The organism is Iamia sp. SCSIO 61187, assembly GCF_019443745.1.
Taxonomy (GTDB): domain Bacteria; phylum Actinomycetota; class Acidimicrobiia; order Acidimicrobiales; family Iamiaceae; genus Iamia.
Map to the genome: position 1 here is coordinate 516,173 of NZ_CP050948.1, position 16,113 is coordinate 532,285.

General features: G+C 75.6%; 17 protein-coding genes. 11 read left to right on the plus strand and 6 right to left on the minus strand.

Annotated features, from left to right (window positions below; genetic code table 11):
• The first annotated feature begins 234 nt into the window (after positions 1 to 234).
• Both HC251_RS02425 and HC251_RS02430 read left to right on the plus strand, forming a co-directional pair.
• Positions 235 to 822: a carboxymuconolactone decarboxylase family protein gene (locus HC251_RS02425; RefSeq protein WP_219943732.1), complete on the plus strand. Its 588-nt coding sequence runs from the start codon at positions 235 to 237 to the stop codon at positions 820 to 822.
• Entirely contained in the window at positions 807 to 1,589 is a 783-nt protein-coding gene (locus HC251_RS02430; RefSeq protein ID WP_219943733.1) for an SDR family NAD(P)-dependent oxidoreductase, read from the plus strand. Before HC251_RS02425 ends, HC251_RS02430 begins: the two co-directional genes overlap by 16 nt.
• Here the strand turns inward: HC251_RS02430 and HC251_RS02435 are convergent.
• Positions 1,576 to 2,154, minus strand: coding sequence for a TetR/AcrR family transcriptional regulator (locus HC251_RS02435; RefSeq protein WP_219943734.1), 579 nt, complete (start codon positions 2,152 to 2,154; stop codon positions 1,576 to 1,578). The genes HC251_RS02430 and HC251_RS02435 overlap by 14 nt on opposite strands.
• A 38-nt stretch (positions 2,155 to 2,192) precedes the next feature.
• Here HC251_RS02435 and HC251_RS02440 point away from each other — a divergent pair, with 38 nt between their 5' ends.
• Positions 2,193 to 2,573, plus strand: a complete 381-nt coding sequence (locus HC251_RS02440; RefSeq protein WP_219943735.1) for a nuclear transport factor 2 family protein — start codon at positions 2,193 to 2,195, stop codon at positions 2,571 to 2,573.
• On the opposite strand, the gene HC251_RS02445 is transcribed toward HC251_RS02440, so the two are convergent.
• Together HC251_RS02445 and HC251_RS02450 are read right to left on the minus strand one after the other, a co-directional pair.
• The gene (locus tag HC251_RS02445; RefSeq protein ID WP_219943736.1) at positions 2,570 to 3,382 is read right to left on the minus strand and encodes a nitrilase-related carbon-nitrogen hydrolase; all 813 of its coding nucleotides are present in this window, start codon (positions 3,380 to 3,382) and stop codon (positions 2,570 to 2,572) included. The two genes, HC251_RS02440 and HC251_RS02445, sit on opposite strands and share 4 nt — an antisense overlap.
• Positions 3,379 to 4,557, minus strand: a complete 1,179-nt coding sequence (locus HC251_RS02450; RefSeq protein ID WP_219943737.1) for a pyridoxal phosphate-dependent aminotransferase — start codon at positions 4,555 to 4,557, stop codon at positions 3,379 to 3,381. The genes HC251_RS02445 and HC251_RS02450 overlap by 4 nt, the downstream gene beginning before the upstream one ends.
• Positions 4,558 to 4,705: 148 nt before the next feature.
• On the opposite strand from HC251_RS02450, the gene HC251_RS02455 reads away from it, so the two are divergent.
• From HC251_RS02455 to HC251_RS02470, 4 genes are all read left to right on the plus strand, one after another.
• The gene (locus HC251_RS02455) at positions 4,706 to 5,383 is read left to right on the plus strand and encodes an alpha-ketoglutarate-dependent dioxygenase AlkB (protein WP_219943738.1); all 678 of its coding nucleotides are present in this window, start codon (positions 4,706 to 4,708) and stop codon (positions 5,381 to 5,383) included.
• Positions 5,380 to 6,138, plus strand: a complete 759-nt coding sequence (locus tag HC251_RS02460; RefSeq protein ID WP_219943739.1) for a hypothetical protein — start codon at positions 5,380 to 5,382, stop codon at positions 6,136 to 6,138. The genes HC251_RS02455 and HC251_RS02460 overlap by 4 nt, the downstream gene beginning before the upstream one ends.
• Before the next feature lie 43 nt (positions 6,139 to 6,181).
• Entirely contained in the window at positions 6,182 to 7,108 is a 927-nt protein-coding gene (locus HC251_RS02465; RefSeq protein WP_219943740.1) for a TIGR03621 family F420-dependent LLM class oxidoreductase, read from the plus strand.
• A 375-nt stretch (positions 7,109 to 7,483) separates the two neighbouring features.
• Positions 7,484 to 8,041 carry a TMEM165/GDT1 family protein gene (locus HC251_RS02470; protein WP_219943741.1) on the plus strand — a complete coding sequence of 186 codons (558 nt, stop codon included), beginning with the start codon at positions 7,484 to 7,486 and terminating at the stop codon, positions 8,039 to 8,041.
• 76 nt (positions 8,042 to 8,117) lie between these two features.
• On the opposite strand, the gene HC251_RS02475 is transcribed toward HC251_RS02470, so the two are convergent.
• Positions 8,118 to 9,548, minus strand: a complete 1,431-nt coding sequence (locus HC251_RS02475; protein WP_219943742.1) for an FG-GAP-like repeat-containing protein — start codon at positions 9,546 to 9,548, stop codon at positions 8,118 to 8,120.
• Positions 9,549 to 9,714: 166 nt separating this feature from the next.
• On the opposite strand from HC251_RS02475, the gene HC251_RS02480 reads away from it, so the two are divergent.
• The 4 genes from HC251_RS02480 to HC251_RS02495 are packed head-to-tail and all read left to right on the plus strand — an operon-like array spanning position 9,715 to position 14,105.
• On the plus strand, positions 9,715 to 9,933 hold the full coding sequence (locus HC251_RS02480; protein ID WP_219943743.1) for a heavy-metal-associated domain-containing protein: 219 nt from the start codon (positions 9,715 to 9,717) through the stop codon (positions 9,931 to 9,933).
• The gene (locus HC251_RS02485) at positions 9,930 to 10,970 is read left to right on the plus strand and encodes a hypothetical protein (protein ID WP_219943744.1); all 1,041 of its coding nucleotides are present in this window, start codon (positions 9,930 to 9,932) and stop codon (positions 10,968 to 10,970) included. Before HC251_RS02480 ends, HC251_RS02485 begins: the two co-directional genes overlap by 4 nt.
• On the plus strand, positions 10,963 to 13,290 hold the full coding sequence (locus HC251_RS02490; RefSeq protein ID WP_219943745.1) for a cation-translocating P-type ATPase: 2,328 nt from the start codon (positions 10,963 to 10,965) through the stop codon (positions 13,288 to 13,290). Before HC251_RS02485 ends, HC251_RS02490 begins: the two co-directional genes overlap by 8 nt.
• A 53-nt stretch (positions 13,291 to 13,343) precedes the next feature.
• Positions 13,344 to 14,105 carry an isocitrate lyase/phosphoenolpyruvate mutase family protein gene (locus HC251_RS02495; protein WP_219943746.1) on the plus strand — a complete coding sequence of 254 codons (762 nt, stop codon included), beginning with the start codon at positions 13,344 to 13,346 and terminating at the stop codon, positions 14,103 to 14,105.
• 97 nt (positions 14,106 to 14,202) lie between these two features.
• Here HC251_RS02495 and HC251_RS02500 read toward each other — a convergent pair whose 3' ends face one another.
• Both HC251_RS02500 and HC251_RS02505 read right to left on the minus strand, forming a co-directional pair.
• Positions 14,203 to 15,036, minus strand: a complete 834-nt coding sequence (locus HC251_RS02500) for an ABC transporter permease (protein ID WP_219943747.1) — start codon at positions 15,034 to 15,036, stop codon at positions 14,203 to 14,205.
• Positions 15,037 to 15,087: 51 nt separating this feature from the next.
• Positions 15,088 to 16,092, minus strand: a complete 1,005-nt coding sequence (locus HC251_RS02505) for an ATP-binding cassette domain-containing protein (RefSeq protein WP_219943748.1) — start codon at positions 16,090 to 16,092, stop codon at positions 15,088 to 15,090.
• Between the last annotated feature and the right edge of the window lie 21 nt (positions 16,093 to 16,113).

Consider the following 16,113-nt stretch of genomic DNA (forward strand, 5'->3'; position numbering starts at 1 on the left):
GACCGGGCTACCAGACGCCGGCGGGGTCACCGGGCCGCCCGCCGGCCCGGTCGGGTCGGGCCCGACCCGTCCGACCGTCAGATCGCCTCGGTCCGGGGCCGGATCGGTGGCGGCGGGGTTGCAGCTCGCCGCGACGGAGCCCGCCGCCCGGGGCGGGAGCAGCGAGGTCCATCCGACGACGCTGGGCGACCGGGGAGCCCACCGCGGCTCGCGATCGTGCGGCAGACTCCGCCCGTGCCCGCCCCCACACCGCCTCCCGGTCATGGCCCCCGCCCCTCGGCCCCCCGCATCGCCCCGCTCCCCGTCGAGGAGATGGACGACTTCCAGGCCGAGCTGATGGGCCTCGTCGGGCTGGACACGCCGACGATCAACATCTTCGCCACGCTGGTCCGCCACCCCGGCCTGTTCAACAAGTGGCTGCCCTTCGGCGGGAAGCTCCTGGCCGGCAAGCTCCCGGCCCGCGACCGGGAGCTGCTCGTGCTGCGCACCGGGTGGCGGTGCGGGTCGGAGTACGAGTGGGCCCAGCACGTCCTCGTCGGGCGGCTGGCGGGGCTGGCCGACGCCGAGATCGCCCGGGTCGCCGACGGCCCCGACGCCGACGGGTGGGACCCCTTCGACGCCCTCCTCCTCCGCGCCGCCGACGAGCTCCACGAGGACCACTGCCTCACCGACGCGACCTGGGCCGCCCTCGCCGAGCGCTACGACGACAAGCAGATGGTCGAGGTGCCGATGGTGGTCGGCCACTACCACCTCGTCTCCATGACCCTGAACAGCCTGGGGGTGCCGCTCGAGGACGGCGCCCCGCGGTGGCCGGGCCCGTGACCGGGGCCCGGCGCCTCGACGGCCGCACCGTCCTCGTCGTCGGCGCCGGCACCCAGCCATCGCCGGAGCCCGACGCCCCGCTCGGCAACGGGCGGGCCATCGCCGTCGCCTGCGCCCGGGAGGGGGCCCGGGTCGTCTGCGCCGACCTCGACGGCGGGCGCGCCGCCATCACGGCCGCCCTGGTGGAGGAGGTCGGCGAACGGGCCGTCGTCGTCGAGGCCGACGCCGCCACCGAGGAGGGCGCCGCCGCCATGGTGGAGGTCGTCCCCGAGCTGCACGGCGTCGTCAGCAACGTCGGCATCGGCCGGGGCGCCGGGGGCCTGATCGGCACCAGCGCCGACGACTGGGACACGACCCTCGCGGTCAACCTGCGGGCGCCGTTCCTCACCGCCCGCCTGGCCCTCCCCCGGATGCCCGAGGGGAGCGCGTTCGTCTTCATCGGCTCGCTGGCGGGGCTCCAGCCCGGGAGCAGCCTCCCCGCCTACGACGCATCCAAGGCCGGGTTGCTCGGCCTGTCACGCCACGTGGCCCTGGAGGGCGCCCGGGTCGGGGTCCGGTCGAACGTGGTCGCCCCCGGTCTCATCGACACGCCGCTCGGTCGGGCCGCGACCCGGGGGCGCCCGTCGCGGGGTCGGACCCGGGTCCCTCTGGGACGCCAGGGCACGGCCTGGGAGGTCGCCGCGGCGACGGTCTTCCTCCTGTCCGACGAGGCGTCGTACATCACCGGCACGACCCTCACCGTCGACGGCGGGCTCAGCCTGATCTAGCCCCGAGCAGGCGCAGCACGCCGTCGTGGAGGGCGGCCCGGGCCCGGCGACCCGACATCCGCCCGGCGGCCACCTCGCCCCCGGTGGCGTGGGCCAGGGCGGCGATGGCGGCCACGGCCCAGCCGACGTCGAGCCGGTCGTCGAGCTCACCCGACCGCTGGCCGCGCCGGACGAGGCGTCGCAGCGGCGCCACGGCGGCGGCGTGGGCCTCGTCGGTCGGGCCCGGACCGAGGGACGAGGTCATGGCCTCGAGAAGGTGCGGGTGGCGCTCGAAGCCCTCCCACCCGGCATCCAGGTAGCGGGCCAGGGCGTCGACGACGGGCCCCTCGTCGAGGGCGAGGGCGGCGACCGTCTCGGCCATCTGCTGCGCCGTGCGGTCGACGGCCGCGCCGACGAGCCCGCCCCGATCGCCGAAGTGGGCGTAGACCGTCTGGCGCGTCACGCCGGCGGCCCGCGCCACCTCGGCGATGCCGGCGCCGGGCTCCTGGCCCAGGACGGCGACGGCGGCGTCGAGGATGGCGGCGACGTTGCGCTCGGCGTCGGCCCGTCGAACCTTCTCAGACACCTTGTCAAGGTTAGCTCAGGTTCTTATCATTGACAGGCATGTCAGAGATAACCACCGCCGAGGACCTCGCCACCTACCTGCGGGACTACCCGGAGGCCATGGCGCTCAGCGACGCCGACCCGGCCGACGTGCTCGACCGCCACCACACCCCCGACCTGGTCTGGGTCACCGACGGCACGGTGCTCGACCGGGACCGGCTGATCGCCCACGCCCGTCCCGCCCGTCGCAACGCCCGCTCCAGCAGCGTGGAGGTGCACGACGCCATCGTCGACGGCTCGACCGTCGCCGCCCGCTACACCATGCGCGTCGGCCGCCGGAAGGGGCCCGACGTCGTCGTCGAGGTCGTCATGCTCGGCCACCTGGCGCCCGACGGGCGCCTCCGTCGGATCGACCAGCTCACCCGGTCGCTGGACCCCTAGCCCCGGCGGTCGGGGAGGAACCGGAAGCGGTCCCGGACGTCGGCCACCCGGGCGGCGGAGACGTCGGCCAGCAGGATCGACTCACCCCCGGCGGCCGAGGCCAGCACCTCGCCGGTCGGGTCGATGATGCAGCTGTCGCCTGAGTAGTCGAGCCCTCCGCCGGAGCCCACCCGGTTCACGCCGACGACGTAGGCCTGGTCCTCGATGGCCCGGGCCCGCAGGAGCGTGGTCCAGTGCTGGCGCCGGGTCTCGGGCCAGTTGGCCGGGAACAGGTACACGTCGGTGTCCCGGGCGACCTGCCACATCTCGTCGGCGAAGCGCAGGTCGTAGCAGACGAACAGGCTGAGCCGGAGGCCCTCGACCTCGACCGTCACCAGGTCCGTGCCGGCCCGGAAGTAGCGGTCCTCGCCGGCGAAGGTGAAGGGGTGGACCTTGCGGTACCGGTGCGTCGTGCCGTCGGGGCCGGCGAGGACGAAGGAGTTGTACGGCCGGCGGTCGTCGTCGGGGGCGTCGGCCGGGACCTCGGGGCACGAGCCGCCGACCCACACCCCGTGGGTGCGGGCCGCGTCGAGGAGGAACCGCGACGACGGGCCGCCCTCGGGCTCGCCCAGGTCGGGCTCCTTCACCGCGAACCCGGTCGAGAAGGTCTCGCTCAGGAGCACGAGGCCGGCCCCGGCGCCGGCCGCCGCCGCGACCAGGGGCCCGAGGTGCGCGAAGTTGGCCTCGCGGTCGTTCCAGGCGATGTCGTGCTGGACGGCGGCGATGCGCACGTGCCCCTCGGGGACGGAGGGCCCGGTCGGCGCGGTCATGGGGCCAACGTAGCGAGGCGACGGCAGGCCTCGTCGAGGACGTCGTCCTGCTTGCAGCAGGCGAAGCGGACCAGGTGGCGGCCGTTCTCGGGGCGGGCGTAGAAGACCTCGTTCGGGACGGCCACCACCCCGCAGAGCGCGGGGAGCTCCCGGCACAGGGCCATGCCGTCGCCGTCGGGGCGCACCGGGCGGACGTCGACGGTGGTGAAGTACGTCGCCTGCGGGTCGACCACGGCGAACCCGGCGGCGCGCAGCCCCTCACCGAGGCGCGCCGCCTTGGCCGCCATGGCCGGTCCGAGCCCGGCGAAGAAGGCGTCGTCGAGGCGCAGGCCGGTGGCGATGGCGGGCTGGAACGGACCGCCGCTCACGTAGGTCAGGAACTGCTTGGCGGCCCGGGTGGCGGCCACCAGCGGTGCCGGCCCGCACGCCCACCCGATCTTCCAGCCCGTGGTGCTGAAGGTCTTGCCCCCGGAGCTGATGGTCAGCGTCCGGTCGGTCATGCCCGGGAGGGTCGCCATGGGGAGGTGCACGGCGCCCGGGAACACCAGGTGCTCGTAGACCTCGTCGGTCACCACGATCAGGTCGTGCTCGACGGCCACCTCGGCGAGGACCGCCATCTCGTCGGCGTCGAACACCTTCCCCGTCGGGTTGTGCGGCGTGTTGAGCAGGAGGACCTTCGTGCGCGGCGTCACAGCGGCTCGCAGCTCTGCGGGATCGAACCGGTACGTCCCGTCCGTGGCGGGGGCGAGCAGCACGGGCGCGACCCGGGCCCCGGCGAGGGCGATGACGGCGGCGTAGCTGTCGAACATGGGCTCGAAGGTGACGACCTCGTCGCCGGCGTCGAGCATCCCGAGCAGGGCACCGGCCAGGGCCTCGGTGGCGCCGGTGGTCACCAGCACCTCGGTGTCGGGGTCGAGCTCGATGCCGTAGAAGCGGGCCTGGTGCTCGGCGACGGCGGTCCGCAGCTCGGGCGTCCCGGGCCCCGGCGGGTACTGGTTGGCGCCGCCGCGGATGGCGGCCACGGCGGCGTCGAGCACCGCCGGCGGCCCGTCGGTGTCGGGGAAGCCCTGGCCCAGGTTGATGGCGCCGGTCTCGGTGGCGAGGGCCGACATCTCGGCGAAGATCGTCGTCCCGAACCCGGCCAGCCTCGTCGTCAGCGGCTCCCGTGCGGACATCGTCGGGAGGCTACGCACCCGCACCGCCGCGGGCCGGCGTCCCCGCGGTTCTTGGTACGGATCGTGGGCTGGTGGGGCGTGATCGGTACCAGGAACGGGCTGACGGGCGGCCGTGCCGGCCGTGCGTCGGGGTCGTAGCGTTGGGACCGTGGACGAGGTCACGACGACGGGGACGACGACCTCGACGCTGCGGCGCGACGTGCGCTTCGAGCGGACGTGGCTCGACGAGGCGTCCTGGGTCGACGTGGCCCGCGGGGTCGTCACCGAGCCCGACGACCTCGTCGGTGCCCTCACCGAGAACCTGGCGTGGGGCGACGGCCAGGTCTTCCGCTACGACCACTGGGTCGACGTGCCCCGTCTGGGCGCCGGCTACCCGCTCGACCGGCCGCCGCACCCGGTGCTGCACGACGTGCACCGAGCGCTCCAGCACCGGTACGGCGTGCGCTTCGCCGCCCCCGCGGTGGCCTGGTACCGCGACGAGCGCGACAGCGTCGCCTTCCACCGCGACCGCGACATGAAGTGGCTCGACGACACGCGGATCGCCCTGCTCGTCGTGGGTGACCGCCGCCCGTTCGTGCTGCGGCCCCGGAGCAACCGCTACGCCCACGACCTCCCCGACCGGGGCGCGGTGGTCGACCTCGCCCCCGGGCAGGGCGACCTCCTGGTCATGGGCGGAGCCTGCCAGGCCCGGTGGGAGCACGCCGTCCCCAAGGTCGCCCACCGGGTCGGCCCCCGCCTGTCGGTGCAGTGGCGCTGGACGTCCCGCACCGGCCGGCAGGAGGTGGGCGGGTCCTTCGGCGACCCGGTCCACTTCAGCTCCCGGTGACCTGGCGCCGCGTCGTCGAGAGCCTGTGGGGGGGCACCGAGCGCACCACCGGCCTGCCCCCGTCGCCCAACGGGGCGTCGTCGTTCCACCTCGAGTGGCTGTGGGAGGGGCCGACCCCCGCCCTGGTGGAGGTGGGGGCCACGCTCACCGTCGTCGACGCCCCCACCGTCGACCGGCTGCACTTCTGGGCCCTGCAGGCCAGCTTCGTCGAGGGCGCCGGCTCCGGGCGTCGCCTCGGCGGCGGGCACACCGGGCTCCAGCACCACCCCCGCCACCCGGGCGGGACGGCGGTCAACTGGGGCGGGTACGGCGCCGACGGCCGCGAGCTCGGCGGGTCGACCAGCGCCCTGCCGTCGGCGCTGGCCAACCCCAACACCCGGGACATGGTGTGGCGCGCCGGTCGGCCCTACCGCCTCTCGATCCACCGGGGGGTCGAGGGGTGGGCCGCGTCGGTCGACGACGTCGTCATCCGCGACCTCCACGTCGGCGGCGACCGCCTGGCGTCGATCATGGTGTGGTCCGAGGTCTTCGCCGCCTGCGACGACCCCAGCTCGGCGGTGCGCTGGACCGACCTGTCGGGGGTCACCCGGGACGGTGGCATCGTCAGGCCCGTGGCCGTGCGCACGCGCTACCAGTCCGTCGCCGACGGCGGCTGCTCCAACACCTCGTCGGACCCCGACGGGGAGGGCGGTGTCGTCCAACGCACCAACGTCGCCCGGAGCACCCCGCCCCGCGCCGTCATCGCCGTCGGCTGACCCGGCCTCCCACGCGCAACCGATCGGTGGCACCATCGCCGCCATGAGCGATGTGCCGATCCTCGTGTCCGTGCAGGCCCAGCCGGCCGCCGCCGCCGCCTGGCTCGACCTGGCCCGCCGCGTCGATGCCGACGGCTTCGCCACGCTGTACGTCGCCGACCACCCGGGCTCCACGCCGGCGCCGTTCGTGGCCCTGGCCGCCGCGGCCGCGGTGACCGAGCGGGTCGCCCTGGGGACCTGCGTGGCCAACGCCGGCCTGTGGGAGCCGATCGCCCTGGCGTCGGAGGTGGCCACCCTCGACGTCGTGTCCGGGGGGCGGGCCCTCCTGGGCCTGGGCGCCGGGCACACGCCGGCGGAGTGGGCGGCGGTCGGGCGGACGATCCCGTCGGCCGGAGCGCGGGTCGACCGGCTGGAGCAGGTGATCGACGTCGTCACCCGCCTCCTCGCCGGCGAGGAGGTCACCGTGGCCGGGCCCCACGTCCACGCCGAGGGGGCCCGGCTGGCCGAGCCCCGCCCGGTCCAGGACCCGGTGCCGCTGATGGTCGGCGGGGCCGGGGCGCGGGTGCTGGCCCGCGCCGCCGCCGGGGCCGACGTGGTCGGGGTGACGGGGATGGGGCGGACCCGCGCCGACGGCCACCGCCACGAGGTGGCCTGGTCGGAGCCGGAGCTCGAGCGCTCGTTCGGTGCCCTCCACGCCGCCATCGCCGCCGCGGGCACCGCTCCCGCCGTCGAGGCCCTCGTCCAGCACGTCGAGGTCACGGACGACCGCCGGGCCGCAGCCGAGCGCCTGGCCGCCCGGATCGGCGGCGTCGACCCCGACGACGTCCTCGACGTGCCCTACGTCTGGATCGGGACCGTCGACCACATCGCTGACCAGGCCCGTCGCCACCGGGAGCGGTGGGGCGTGGACCGCTACGTCGTCCGGCCGCCGGCCCTCGACGTGGCCACCGAGGTCCTGCGCCGCCTCTGAGGCGGCCCGACGGCTCCGGGCCGGCCCGTCGGCCGCCGACCCCGGACGCGGCGACGGCGGGCCCCGGGGGGCCCGCCGTCTGCGCGGTGTGAGCGACACCGACCGGAGACGGGGGAGGGGTGGTGCCCCCGATCGGTGTCGCACCGTGCCAAGGAGCCGGCACGGTGGCGGGGTTCCCTGGGCGATGGAGATGGGTTGTCATCGGCCGGAGCACGGACGCTCGGTGCACGGGTGCATCGAGTCGCCGTCACCTTACGCCATGGTGTGGGGGTCCGGCACTTCACGCGGTGTGAAATCGGGCCGGCCGTTCGGGGCGGGGCGGCGGCGGTACGGTGCCCCGGCGGGGGACGTCGGCGGAGTCGAGGACGCACACACATGGGATCGCTGTTCGCCGCGCTGGGGCTGGTCTTCGTCGCCGAGCTGGGCGACAAGACCCAGCTGGTGGCGATGGGCCTCGGGGCCCGCCACCGCCTCGCCCCCGTCGTGGCCGGGGTCGTGGCGGCCTACTGCGCCACCAACCTCCTGTCGGTGGTGGTCGGCGGTGTCCTGGGTGCGGCCCTGCCGACCCGGGCCATCGGCATCGCCGGCGGCATCGCCTTCCTGGCGTTCGCGGCCTGGACCCTGCGGGGCGACGACGAGGACGACGACGACCTCGGTCCCCGACGGGCGCGCTCGGTCGTGGTGTCCGTCTTCGTCGCCATGTTCTTGGCCGAGCTGGGCGACAAGACGATGCTCGCCACCGCCACCCTGGCGGCGCGAGGTGATCCGGTGCTGGTGTGGGTCGGCGCCACCCTCGGGATCATCGCCAGCGGCCTGCTGGGTGTCCTGCTCGGGCGGTTCTTCGGCGCCCACCTCCCCGAGCGGGCGACCCGCATCGGCTCGGCGGTGCTGTTCGCCGTCTTCGGCGTCGTCCTCCTGGCCACGAGCCTGTAGGAGCCGAACGCCTGCACCCTCGTTCTGTCAATCCTCATGGGGCGTGGAGGCCCACGGGGATTGACAGAACGCGAACTCAGCCGGGGCCGAAGTCGGCGACGACGGCGATGGCGCCGTCGGGCGCGGTGACCGGGTGGGCGGCCAGCTCCAGGGAGCGCCGCCCCACCGCCCCGAGCAGCAGCTCGTCGTCGGTCCCGCCCACGCCCACCAGCAGGAGGTCGTCGGCGCCGTCGCCGTCGAAGTCGCCGCTGCGCGCCACCTGTCCGGCATCGAGGGAGAGCGAGTGCCGGGTCGGGACCCGGTCGGCCTCGCCCCACCAGATCGCGTCACGGGCCGGTCCGGGGCGCGACCAGGCGATGTCGTCGCGGCCGTCGCCGTCGAAGTCGCCCACGGTGGCGGTGGCCGAGGCGGCCAGCCCCGAGGCCGGGAGGCGCGTCGTGCGGATCCGGCGGACGCCCGTCGCGCCCCAGACGACGCGGTCCACGGCATCGCCGGGACCGGCCAGCACGACGTCGTCGACCCCGTCGCCGTCGAGGTCGCCCACCGCTGGGAGGTAGGCCCCGTGGAGGGCGACGGCGTCGACCTCGGGCGTCCGGCTGAGGGGCTCGCCCCACCACACGGCGTCGGTCGCCGGCCCAGGGGCGTACCAGAGCACGTCGTCGGCGCCGTCGCCGTCGAGGTCACCGACGAGCGGCCGGGCCCGCCCGCGCGCAGGGACCGACCGGGTCGTCGGCGTGCTGAACCCGCCGCGCCCGTCGCCCCAGGCGATGCGGGCGCGCGTCGACCCGGGTGGGTGCAGGACGAGGTCGGTCGCCCCGTCGCCGTCGAGGTCACCGGCCACCGGGGCGTCGGCGCTCGTCGCCCCGAGGGCGGCGGGTCCGGCGCGGAAGGGGGGCGACGCCTCGCCGGTGGGCACGCCCCACCAGAGGGCGGGGTCGGCGGTGGCGCTGGTCCACAGCACGTCGTCGGTCGCCGTCGTGGGCAGGTCGCGGATGTGGAGGAACTCGGCCTCGGCGAAGGTGGTGCTGGTGCGGAGGATGCGCCGGGCCGACGAGTAGCCGGAGTAGTTGTCCTCGGTGACCACGATGTGGTCGGCCGCGACCGCGTCGACGTAGGCGACGTGGCCCGAGCCGCCGTCCCACTGGGCGATGCTCCCCACCGCAGGGGCGGTGTCGACGGCGTACCCGGCGGCCCGAGCGTGCTCGTCCCAATCGGACCCGTTGCCCAGCCGGTCCTCCCACGGGCGCTCGGAGCCGTTGCGCTGGAGCATGTGGGCCACGTAGCTCACGCAGTTGTGGCCCGGGCCGTACGACCCCCAGACGCTCTGGCCGGTGTAGTCGGTGCCCGGCATGCAGTCGTAGCCCGAGCTCCTCTCGCACACGTAGGTCACCCCGTCGTCGGCCCCGGCGGGCGGGGCCGGCACGACGGCGGCGAGGACGCACGCGAGGGCGGCGGTGGCGGCGGCGAGGAGCCGGCCGGCCGCCCGGGCCGGGAGGGCGGACCTCACGTGGCGTGCGGCGCGGAGGTGCGGGGCAGGGCCATGGGTGCGGCGATCATTGTTGCGATCGCGTGACGGGGTCAAAGCGCTGCTGGCTGCGATACCCCCCCGGGGTTGCGGAGCAATACCCCCTAGGGGTATGTTGCGGGCGTTCCCCGAGACCAGGAGGCCCGCCATGCCCGAGAGCACGACCCGCACCACCATCACCGTCGAGGGCATGACCTGCGGCCACTGCGTCGCCGCCGTCGAGCAGGAGGTCGGCCAGATCCCCGGCGTGACCGGGGTCGACGTCGACCTGGCCACGGGCGTCGTGGCCATCGCCTCCGAGGGCGAGCTCGACCCGACGGCCGTCGCCGCCGCCGTCGACGAGGCCGGCTACGAGGTGCGGGCGTGAACGCCGGGGCCAAGGTCGGCGGCTTCCTGGCCGCCCTCGTCGTGCTCGGCGCCGTGGGCGCCGGCGTGGGGGCGGCGATCGATCCCATCGACACCGAGGGCCCCGACCACGACCGCGACGCCGCTCACGCCGACGACGCCACCCACGCCGAGGACGACGCCGGCCACGACGACGCCGGCCACGACGAGGCGTCCGGCGGAGCCACCGGGGCCGCCGCCAGCGGCACCTCCTCCACCCAGGACGGCTACCGGCTCGACCTCGACCCCACCGCCGACGAGATCCGCTTCCGGGTGCTCGACCCCGAGGGCGTCCCGGTCGTCGAGACCGTCGTGGCCCACGAGCGCCCCCTGCACCTGATCGTCGTCGGGCGCGACCTGGTGGGCTACGCCCACGTCCACCCGACGGTCGCGGCCGACGGGACATGGTCGGTGGCCCGCCCCGACCTGGCGCCGGGGTCGTACCGGGTCGTGGCCGACGTCCAGCCCGTCGGTGGTCCCGAGCTGACCCTCGGCGCCGACCTCACGGTCCCCGGCCCCGTCTCCGCCGTCGCCGTCCCGCCGGCGGCGCCCACGGCGACGGTCGACGACCTCACCGTCACCATGGAGGGCACCCCGGCCGTGGGCGACGCCGAGCTGGCCTTCACCGTCACCCGCGCCGGCGAGCCGGTCACCCCGGAGCCCTACCTGGGCGCCCGGGGCCACCTCGTCGCCTTCCGCGCCGACGACCTGGCGTACCTCCACGTCCACCCGTTGTCCCCCAGCGCCACTCGCGGGCCCGCCGGCGGCGACGGGGACGGCACGCCCGTGGCCTTCGCCGCGACCTTCGCCACCCCCGGCACCTACCGCCTGTTCCTCGACGTCCAGGTCGACGGCGAGGTCGAGACGGCCGCCTTCACCGTCGAGATCCCCGAGCCGGGGAGCGAGCCCGCGGCGGACCGACCCGAACCCGGCCCGGCCGAGACGACCCCCGAGACGTCGGTGCCGACCTCGGCCCCGGCGACCGACCACGAGCACGAGGAGGGTGCCGACCATGGCTGACACCCAGACGCCACCGGACCCGAACCTGCCCGGCCACTCGGCGGACGCCTCGCCGGCCCGCCAGGTCGACCTGACCATCACCGGGATGACCTGCGCATCGTGCGCCAACCGGGTCGAGAAGAAGCTCAACCGCCTCGACGGCGTGACCGCCTCGGTCAACTACGCCACCGAGCGGGCCCGGGTCACCGTGGCCGGCGACATCAGCGACGAGGACCTCGTCGCCACCGTCGAGGCCACAGGCTACGGCGTCGTGCCCCCCGCCCCGGAGCCGACCGCCGCCGAGCGCCCCGGCGGCCCCGACCCGGCGACCCACGCGGACCACGAGGTGACGCCGGACGCCCACCTCGCCTCGCTGCGACAGAGGCTCATCGCGTCGGCCGTCCTGGCCGTGCCGGTCATCGCCATGGGCATGGTCCCCGCCCTGCAGATCGACGGCTGGCAGTGGCTCTCGCTCACCCTCGCCGCCCCGGTGGCCACCTGGGGGGCGTGGCCGTTCCACCGGGCGGCGTGGACGAACCTCCGCCACGGCGCCGCCACCATGGACACGCTCGTCAGCGTGGGCATCCTGGCCGCCCTGGGCTGGTCGCTCTACGCCCTGCTGATCGGCGACGCCGGCGTCATCGGCCTCTCCCACGGCTTCTCGATCCGGCCCGAGCGGGGGATGGGCTCGAGCCAGATCTACCTCGAGGTCGCCGCCGGCGTGACCACGTTCCTGCTCGCCGGGCGCTACGCCGAGGCCCTGGCCAAGTCCCGCTCCGGGGACGCCCTGCGCGCCCTGCTGGAGATGGGGGCCAAGGAGGTCGCGGTGCTGCGCGACGGTGCCGAGGTCCGGATCCCGGTGGGCGACCTGGCCGTCGGCGACCGCTTCGTGGTCCGCCCGGGGGAGAAGGTCGCCACCGACGGCGCCGTCGTCGAGGGGACCTCGGCCATCGACGCCTCGCTGCTCACCGGTGAGCCGGTGCCCGTCGAGGTCGGTCCGGGGGACGCCGTCACCGGCGCCACCGTCAACGCCGGCGGCCGCCTGGTCGTGGAGGCGACCCGGGTCGGCGCCGACACCGCCCTGGCCCAGATCGCCCGCCTGGTCACCGACGCCCAGACGGGCAAGGCCCAGGTCCAGCGGCTGGCCGACCGGGTCTCGGGCGTGTTCGTGCCCGTCGTGATCGCCCTCGCGGCGGCGACCCTCGGCTTCTGGCTCACCGCCGCCAGCACCGACAGCACCGCCGTCGCCTTCACCGCCGCCGTGGCCGTGCTGATCATCGCCTGCCCCTGCGCCCTGGGCCTGGCCACCCCGACCGCCCTCATGGTCGGGACGGGGCGGGGGGCCCAGCTGGGCATCCTCATCAAGGGCCCGGAGGTCCTGGAGTCGACCCGCCGGATCGACACCATCGTGCTCGACAAGACGGGCACGGTGACGACGGGCGAGATGGCCCTCGTCGACGTCGTCGTCGCCGAGGGCACCGACGCCGACGAGGCCCTGCGCCTCGTCGCCTCCCTGGAGGACGCCTCCGAGCACCCCATCGCCGCCGCCATCGCCACCGGGGCCCGCCAGCGCGGCCTCACCCTGGCGCCGGTCGAGTCCTTCGCCAGCACCCAGGGACTGGGCGTCACCGGCGTGGTCGAGGGGCACGCCGTGGTCGCCGGGCGGGAGCGGTTCCTCGCTGACTGGTCGCTCACCCTGCCCCCGGCGCTGGCGCAGGCACGCGACGAGGCCGAGGCCGAGGGGCGCACCCCCGTCCTGGCCGGCTGGGACGGCGAGGCCCGCGCCGTGGTCGTGGTGTCCGACACGGTGAAGGCCACCTCGGCCGAGGCCATCGGCCGCTTCCGCGCCCTCGGGCTGCGCCCCGTCCTGCTCACCGGCGACAACGAGCGGGCCGCCCGCCAGGTCGCCCACCAGGTCGGCATCGACGAGGTGGTGGCCGAGGTGCTGCCGGCGGAGAAGGTCGACGCCGTCCGGCGCCTGCAGGACGAGGGCCGGGTCGTGGCCATGGTCGGTGACGGCGTGAACGACGCCGCCGCCCTGGCCCAGGCGGACCTGGGGCTGGCCATGGGCACGGGCACCGACGTGGCCATCGAGGCCAGCGACCTCACCCTCGTGCGGGGCGACCTGCGCGCCGCCGCCGACGCCATCCGCCTCTCCCGCCGCACCCTGGCGATCATCAAGGGCAACCTGTTCTGGGCCTTCGCCTACAACGTGGCCGCCCTGCCCATCGCCGCCGCCGGGTTGCTCAACCCGATGCTGGCCGGCGCGGCCATGGCCTTCAGCAGCGTGTTCGTGGTGACCAACAGCCTCCGGCTGCGGCGCTTCCAGCCCACCCGCTGATCGATCGGCCGCCCCCGCCAGCGGGGGCGGCCGGAGCCGGGCAGAGTGGGCCCATGAGCGACACCGCCTCCCGCGCCACCGAGCTGCTCCGCCTGCACCACACCGGCAGCACCCTCGTCCTCCCCACGGTCTGGGACGCCTGGTCCGCCCGCGCCGTCGTCGACGCCGGGTTCCCGGCCCTCAGCATCGGCAGCCACCCCCTCGCCGACTCGCGGGGCCAGGCCGACAACGAGGGCATGTCCCTCGACGACGCCCTCGACGGCATCCGCCGCATCACCACCGCGGTCGACGTCCCGGTCACGGCCGACGTGGAGTCGGGCTACGACACCCCGGCGGCCCAGCTGGTCGAGCGGGTCGTCGAGGCCGGGGCCGCCGGCATCAACGTGGAGGACACCGTGCACAGCGAGGGCCGGATGCGCGAGCGCCAGGAGCACGCCGACTACATCGGCGCCCTGCGGGCCGCAGCCGACGACGCCGGCGTCGAGCTGGTCATCAACGCCCGCACCGACGCCTTCTTCCAGAAGACCCAGGTGTTCGACGACCCGCTGGCCGAGGCCGTGGCCCGGCTCCAGGCCTGCGAGGCAGCCGGCGCCCGCTGCGTCTACCCGGTCAAGGTCCCCGATGCCGACGCCCTCCGCACCCTGCTGGCCGAGCTGTCCGGCCCGGTCAACGCCATCGCCCACCCCGTCAACGGCTCGTCGGCCGGCTCGCTCGACGACCTGCGGGCCCTCGGCGTCCACCGGGTGACCTTCGGCCCGATGCTCCAGATGGCCCTGACCGAGAAGGTCAGCGAGCTGGTCACCCCCTGGCGCTGAGCATCAGCGGCCGGCCCGCCTGCCGCCGGGCGCCGCCACGGTGGGTCCCGCGGGACGATCGTCCGACGGGACCCACCGGGTCGGGGGCGCTCCGGTGTCAGCGCCGGGTGAAGCGGCGGACGGCGAGGGGGGCGAACACGGCGGTGATGGCGGCGCACCAGGCCAGCGAGAGCAGGACCCAGTGGGCCGTCCCGTGGGGCAGCCCGACCTCGGTCGCCCCACCGCCGGTCAGGCTGCGCACGGAGTTGACCATCGAGGTGACCGGGTTGTGCTCGGCCACCGGCTGCATCCACCCCGGCATCGAGTCGACGGGCACGTTGGCGCTGGAGATGAAGCTCAGCGGGAACACCAGCATCGACAGGCCCTGGGCGCCCTGGGCGGAGCCCGACACCAGCCCCATGGTCGTGAACACCCAGCTGAACGCCAGGCCGTAGGTGAGGACGAGGACGGCGGCGAGAGCCAGCTCGGCGACCGACCCCGAGGGGCGGAACCCGATGGCGACGCCGATGAGGGCGGTCGCCGTGGTGCTCCAGGCCAGCCGCCCGACGTCGGCGAGGGACCGTCCGGCGAGCACCGAGGTGCGGTGGATCGGGAGCGACCGCAGCCGGTCGAACAGGCCCGACTCCATGTCCGCGGCCACCCCGACGGCGGACTCCTGCCCGCCGAAGAGGATGCCGCTCACGAGGAAGCCGGGGACGATGAAGTCGACGTAGTCGAGGCCAGGGGTCGAGATGGCGCCGCCGAACACGTAGCGGAACAGCAGCAGGAACATGGCCCCGGCGATCGTGCCGAACACGATCTGCTGCGGGGTGCGGACGAAGGCCCGCAGGGTGCGACCGGCGATGGCGAGGGTGCCGGAGAGGAAGCTGGCCCCGTCGGAGCCCCCGGTGGCCGGGGCGGTGATCGGGGTGGGGATGGTGGTGGCGGTCATCGGAGGTGTCCTTGGGGTGAGGAGGGCGGAGATCGGTCGGAGGGGATGGGGTCAGGCGGCGGCGGGCTGGTCGTCGTCGGTGGGCTGGTCGTCGGCGGTCTCGGCGGGGCCGCCGGTGAGGGTGAGGAACACCTCGTCGAGGGTCGGGCGGCGCAGGGCGATGTCGTCGGCGACGACGCCGCGGGCGTCGAGGGCGCGGACCGCCTCGCCGAGGCGGGCGCCGCCGCGACCCTCGACCGCGACGCGGACCCGCTGGCCGTCGGGGTCGACGTGGGGCTCCTCGGCCCCCATCGCGGCCAGGGCGGCCACCACGTCGGCGATGCGCCCCGGGTCCGTGGGCCGGACCTCGATGACGTCGTGCCCGGCGCGGGCCTTGAGGTCGGACGGGGTGCCGGCGGCGATCACCCGGCCCTGGTCGACGACCACGACCTGCTGGGCCAGCTGGTCGGCCTCCTCGAGGTACTGGGTCGTGAGCAGGACGTCGGTGCCCGCCGCCACCAGGTCGCGGATCGCCTGCCACAGCTCGGTGCGGCTGCGGGGGTCGAGACCCGTCGTGGGCTCGTCGAGCAGCAGCAGCCGGGGCCGGCCGACGAGGCTGGCACCGAGGTCGAGCCGGCGCCGCATGCCGCCTGAGTAGGTCCGGACGAGCCGGTCGCCGGCCTCGGCCAGGCCCAGCTGGTCGAGGACCTCGGCCGCCGCCCGCCGGGCCGCCCGCCGGTCGAGGCCGAAGAGGCGGGCGACCATGGCCAGGTTCTCGCGGCCGGTCATCGCCTCCTCGACCGAGGCCGACTGCCCGGCCAGGCCGATCAGCCGCCGCACGGCCCGGGGCTGGCGGAGCACGTCCACGCCGGCGACGCGCAGCTCCCCCTCGTCGGGGCGGACGAGCGTGGCCACGCTGCGGACGAAGGTGCCCTTTCCGGCGCCGTTGGGGCCCAGCAGGGCGACGACCTGGCCGGCGGGGGCCACCAGGTCGAGCCCGTCGAGGGCGGTGACGGCGCCGAAGCGGGTGGTGAGGCCGCGGGCCTCGATGGTGGGGGAGGACGGGTGCTGTGTCATGGGGACAGCGTGCGCCCCCTA

What these genes read in the sequence shown, in the direction of transcription:
- HC251_RS02470 (WP_219943741.1), top strand. Translation starts at nt 7,484, where the DNA reads ATGGGATCGCTGTTCGCCGCGCTGGGGCTGGTCTTCGTCGCCGAGCTG.
- HC251_RS02480 (WP_219943743.1), top strand. Translation starts at nt 9,715, where the DNA reads ATGCCCGAGAGCACGACCCGCACCACCATCACCGTCGAGGGCATGACC.
- HC251_RS02495 (WP_219943746.1), top strand. Translation starts at nt 13,344, where the DNA reads ATGAGCGACACCGCCTCCCGCGCCACCGAGCTGCTCCGCCTGCACCAC.
- HC251_RS02440 (WP_219943735.1), top strand. Translation starts at nt 2,193, where the DNA reads ATGTCAGAGATAACCACCGCCGAGGACCTCGCCACCTACCTGCGGGAC.
- HC251_RS02505 (WP_219943748.1), bottom strand. Translation starts at nt 16,092, where the DNA reads ATGACACAGCACCCGTCCTCCCCCACCATCGAGGCCCGCGGCCTCACC.
- HC251_RS02445 (WP_219943736.1), bottom strand. Translation starts at nt 3,382, where the DNA reads ATGACCGCGCCGACCGGGCCCTCCGTCCCCGAGGGGCACGTGCGCATC.
- HC251_RS02500 (WP_219943747.1), bottom strand. Translation starts at nt 15,036, where the DNA reads ATGACCGCCACCACCATCCCCACCCCGATCACCGCCCCGGCCACCGGG.
- HC251_RS02490 (WP_219943745.1), top strand. Translation starts at nt 10,963, where the DNA reads ATGGCTGACACCCAGACGCCACCGGACCCGAACCTGCCCGGCCACTCG.
- HC251_RS02450 (WP_219943737.1), bottom strand. Translation starts at nt 4,557, where the DNA reads ATGTCCGCACGGGAGCCGCTGACGACGAGGCTGGCCGGGTTCGGGACG.
- HC251_RS02465 (WP_219943740.1), top strand. Translation starts at nt 6,182, where the DNA reads ATGAGCGATGTGCCGATCCTCGTGTCCGTGCAGGCCCAGCCGGCCGCC.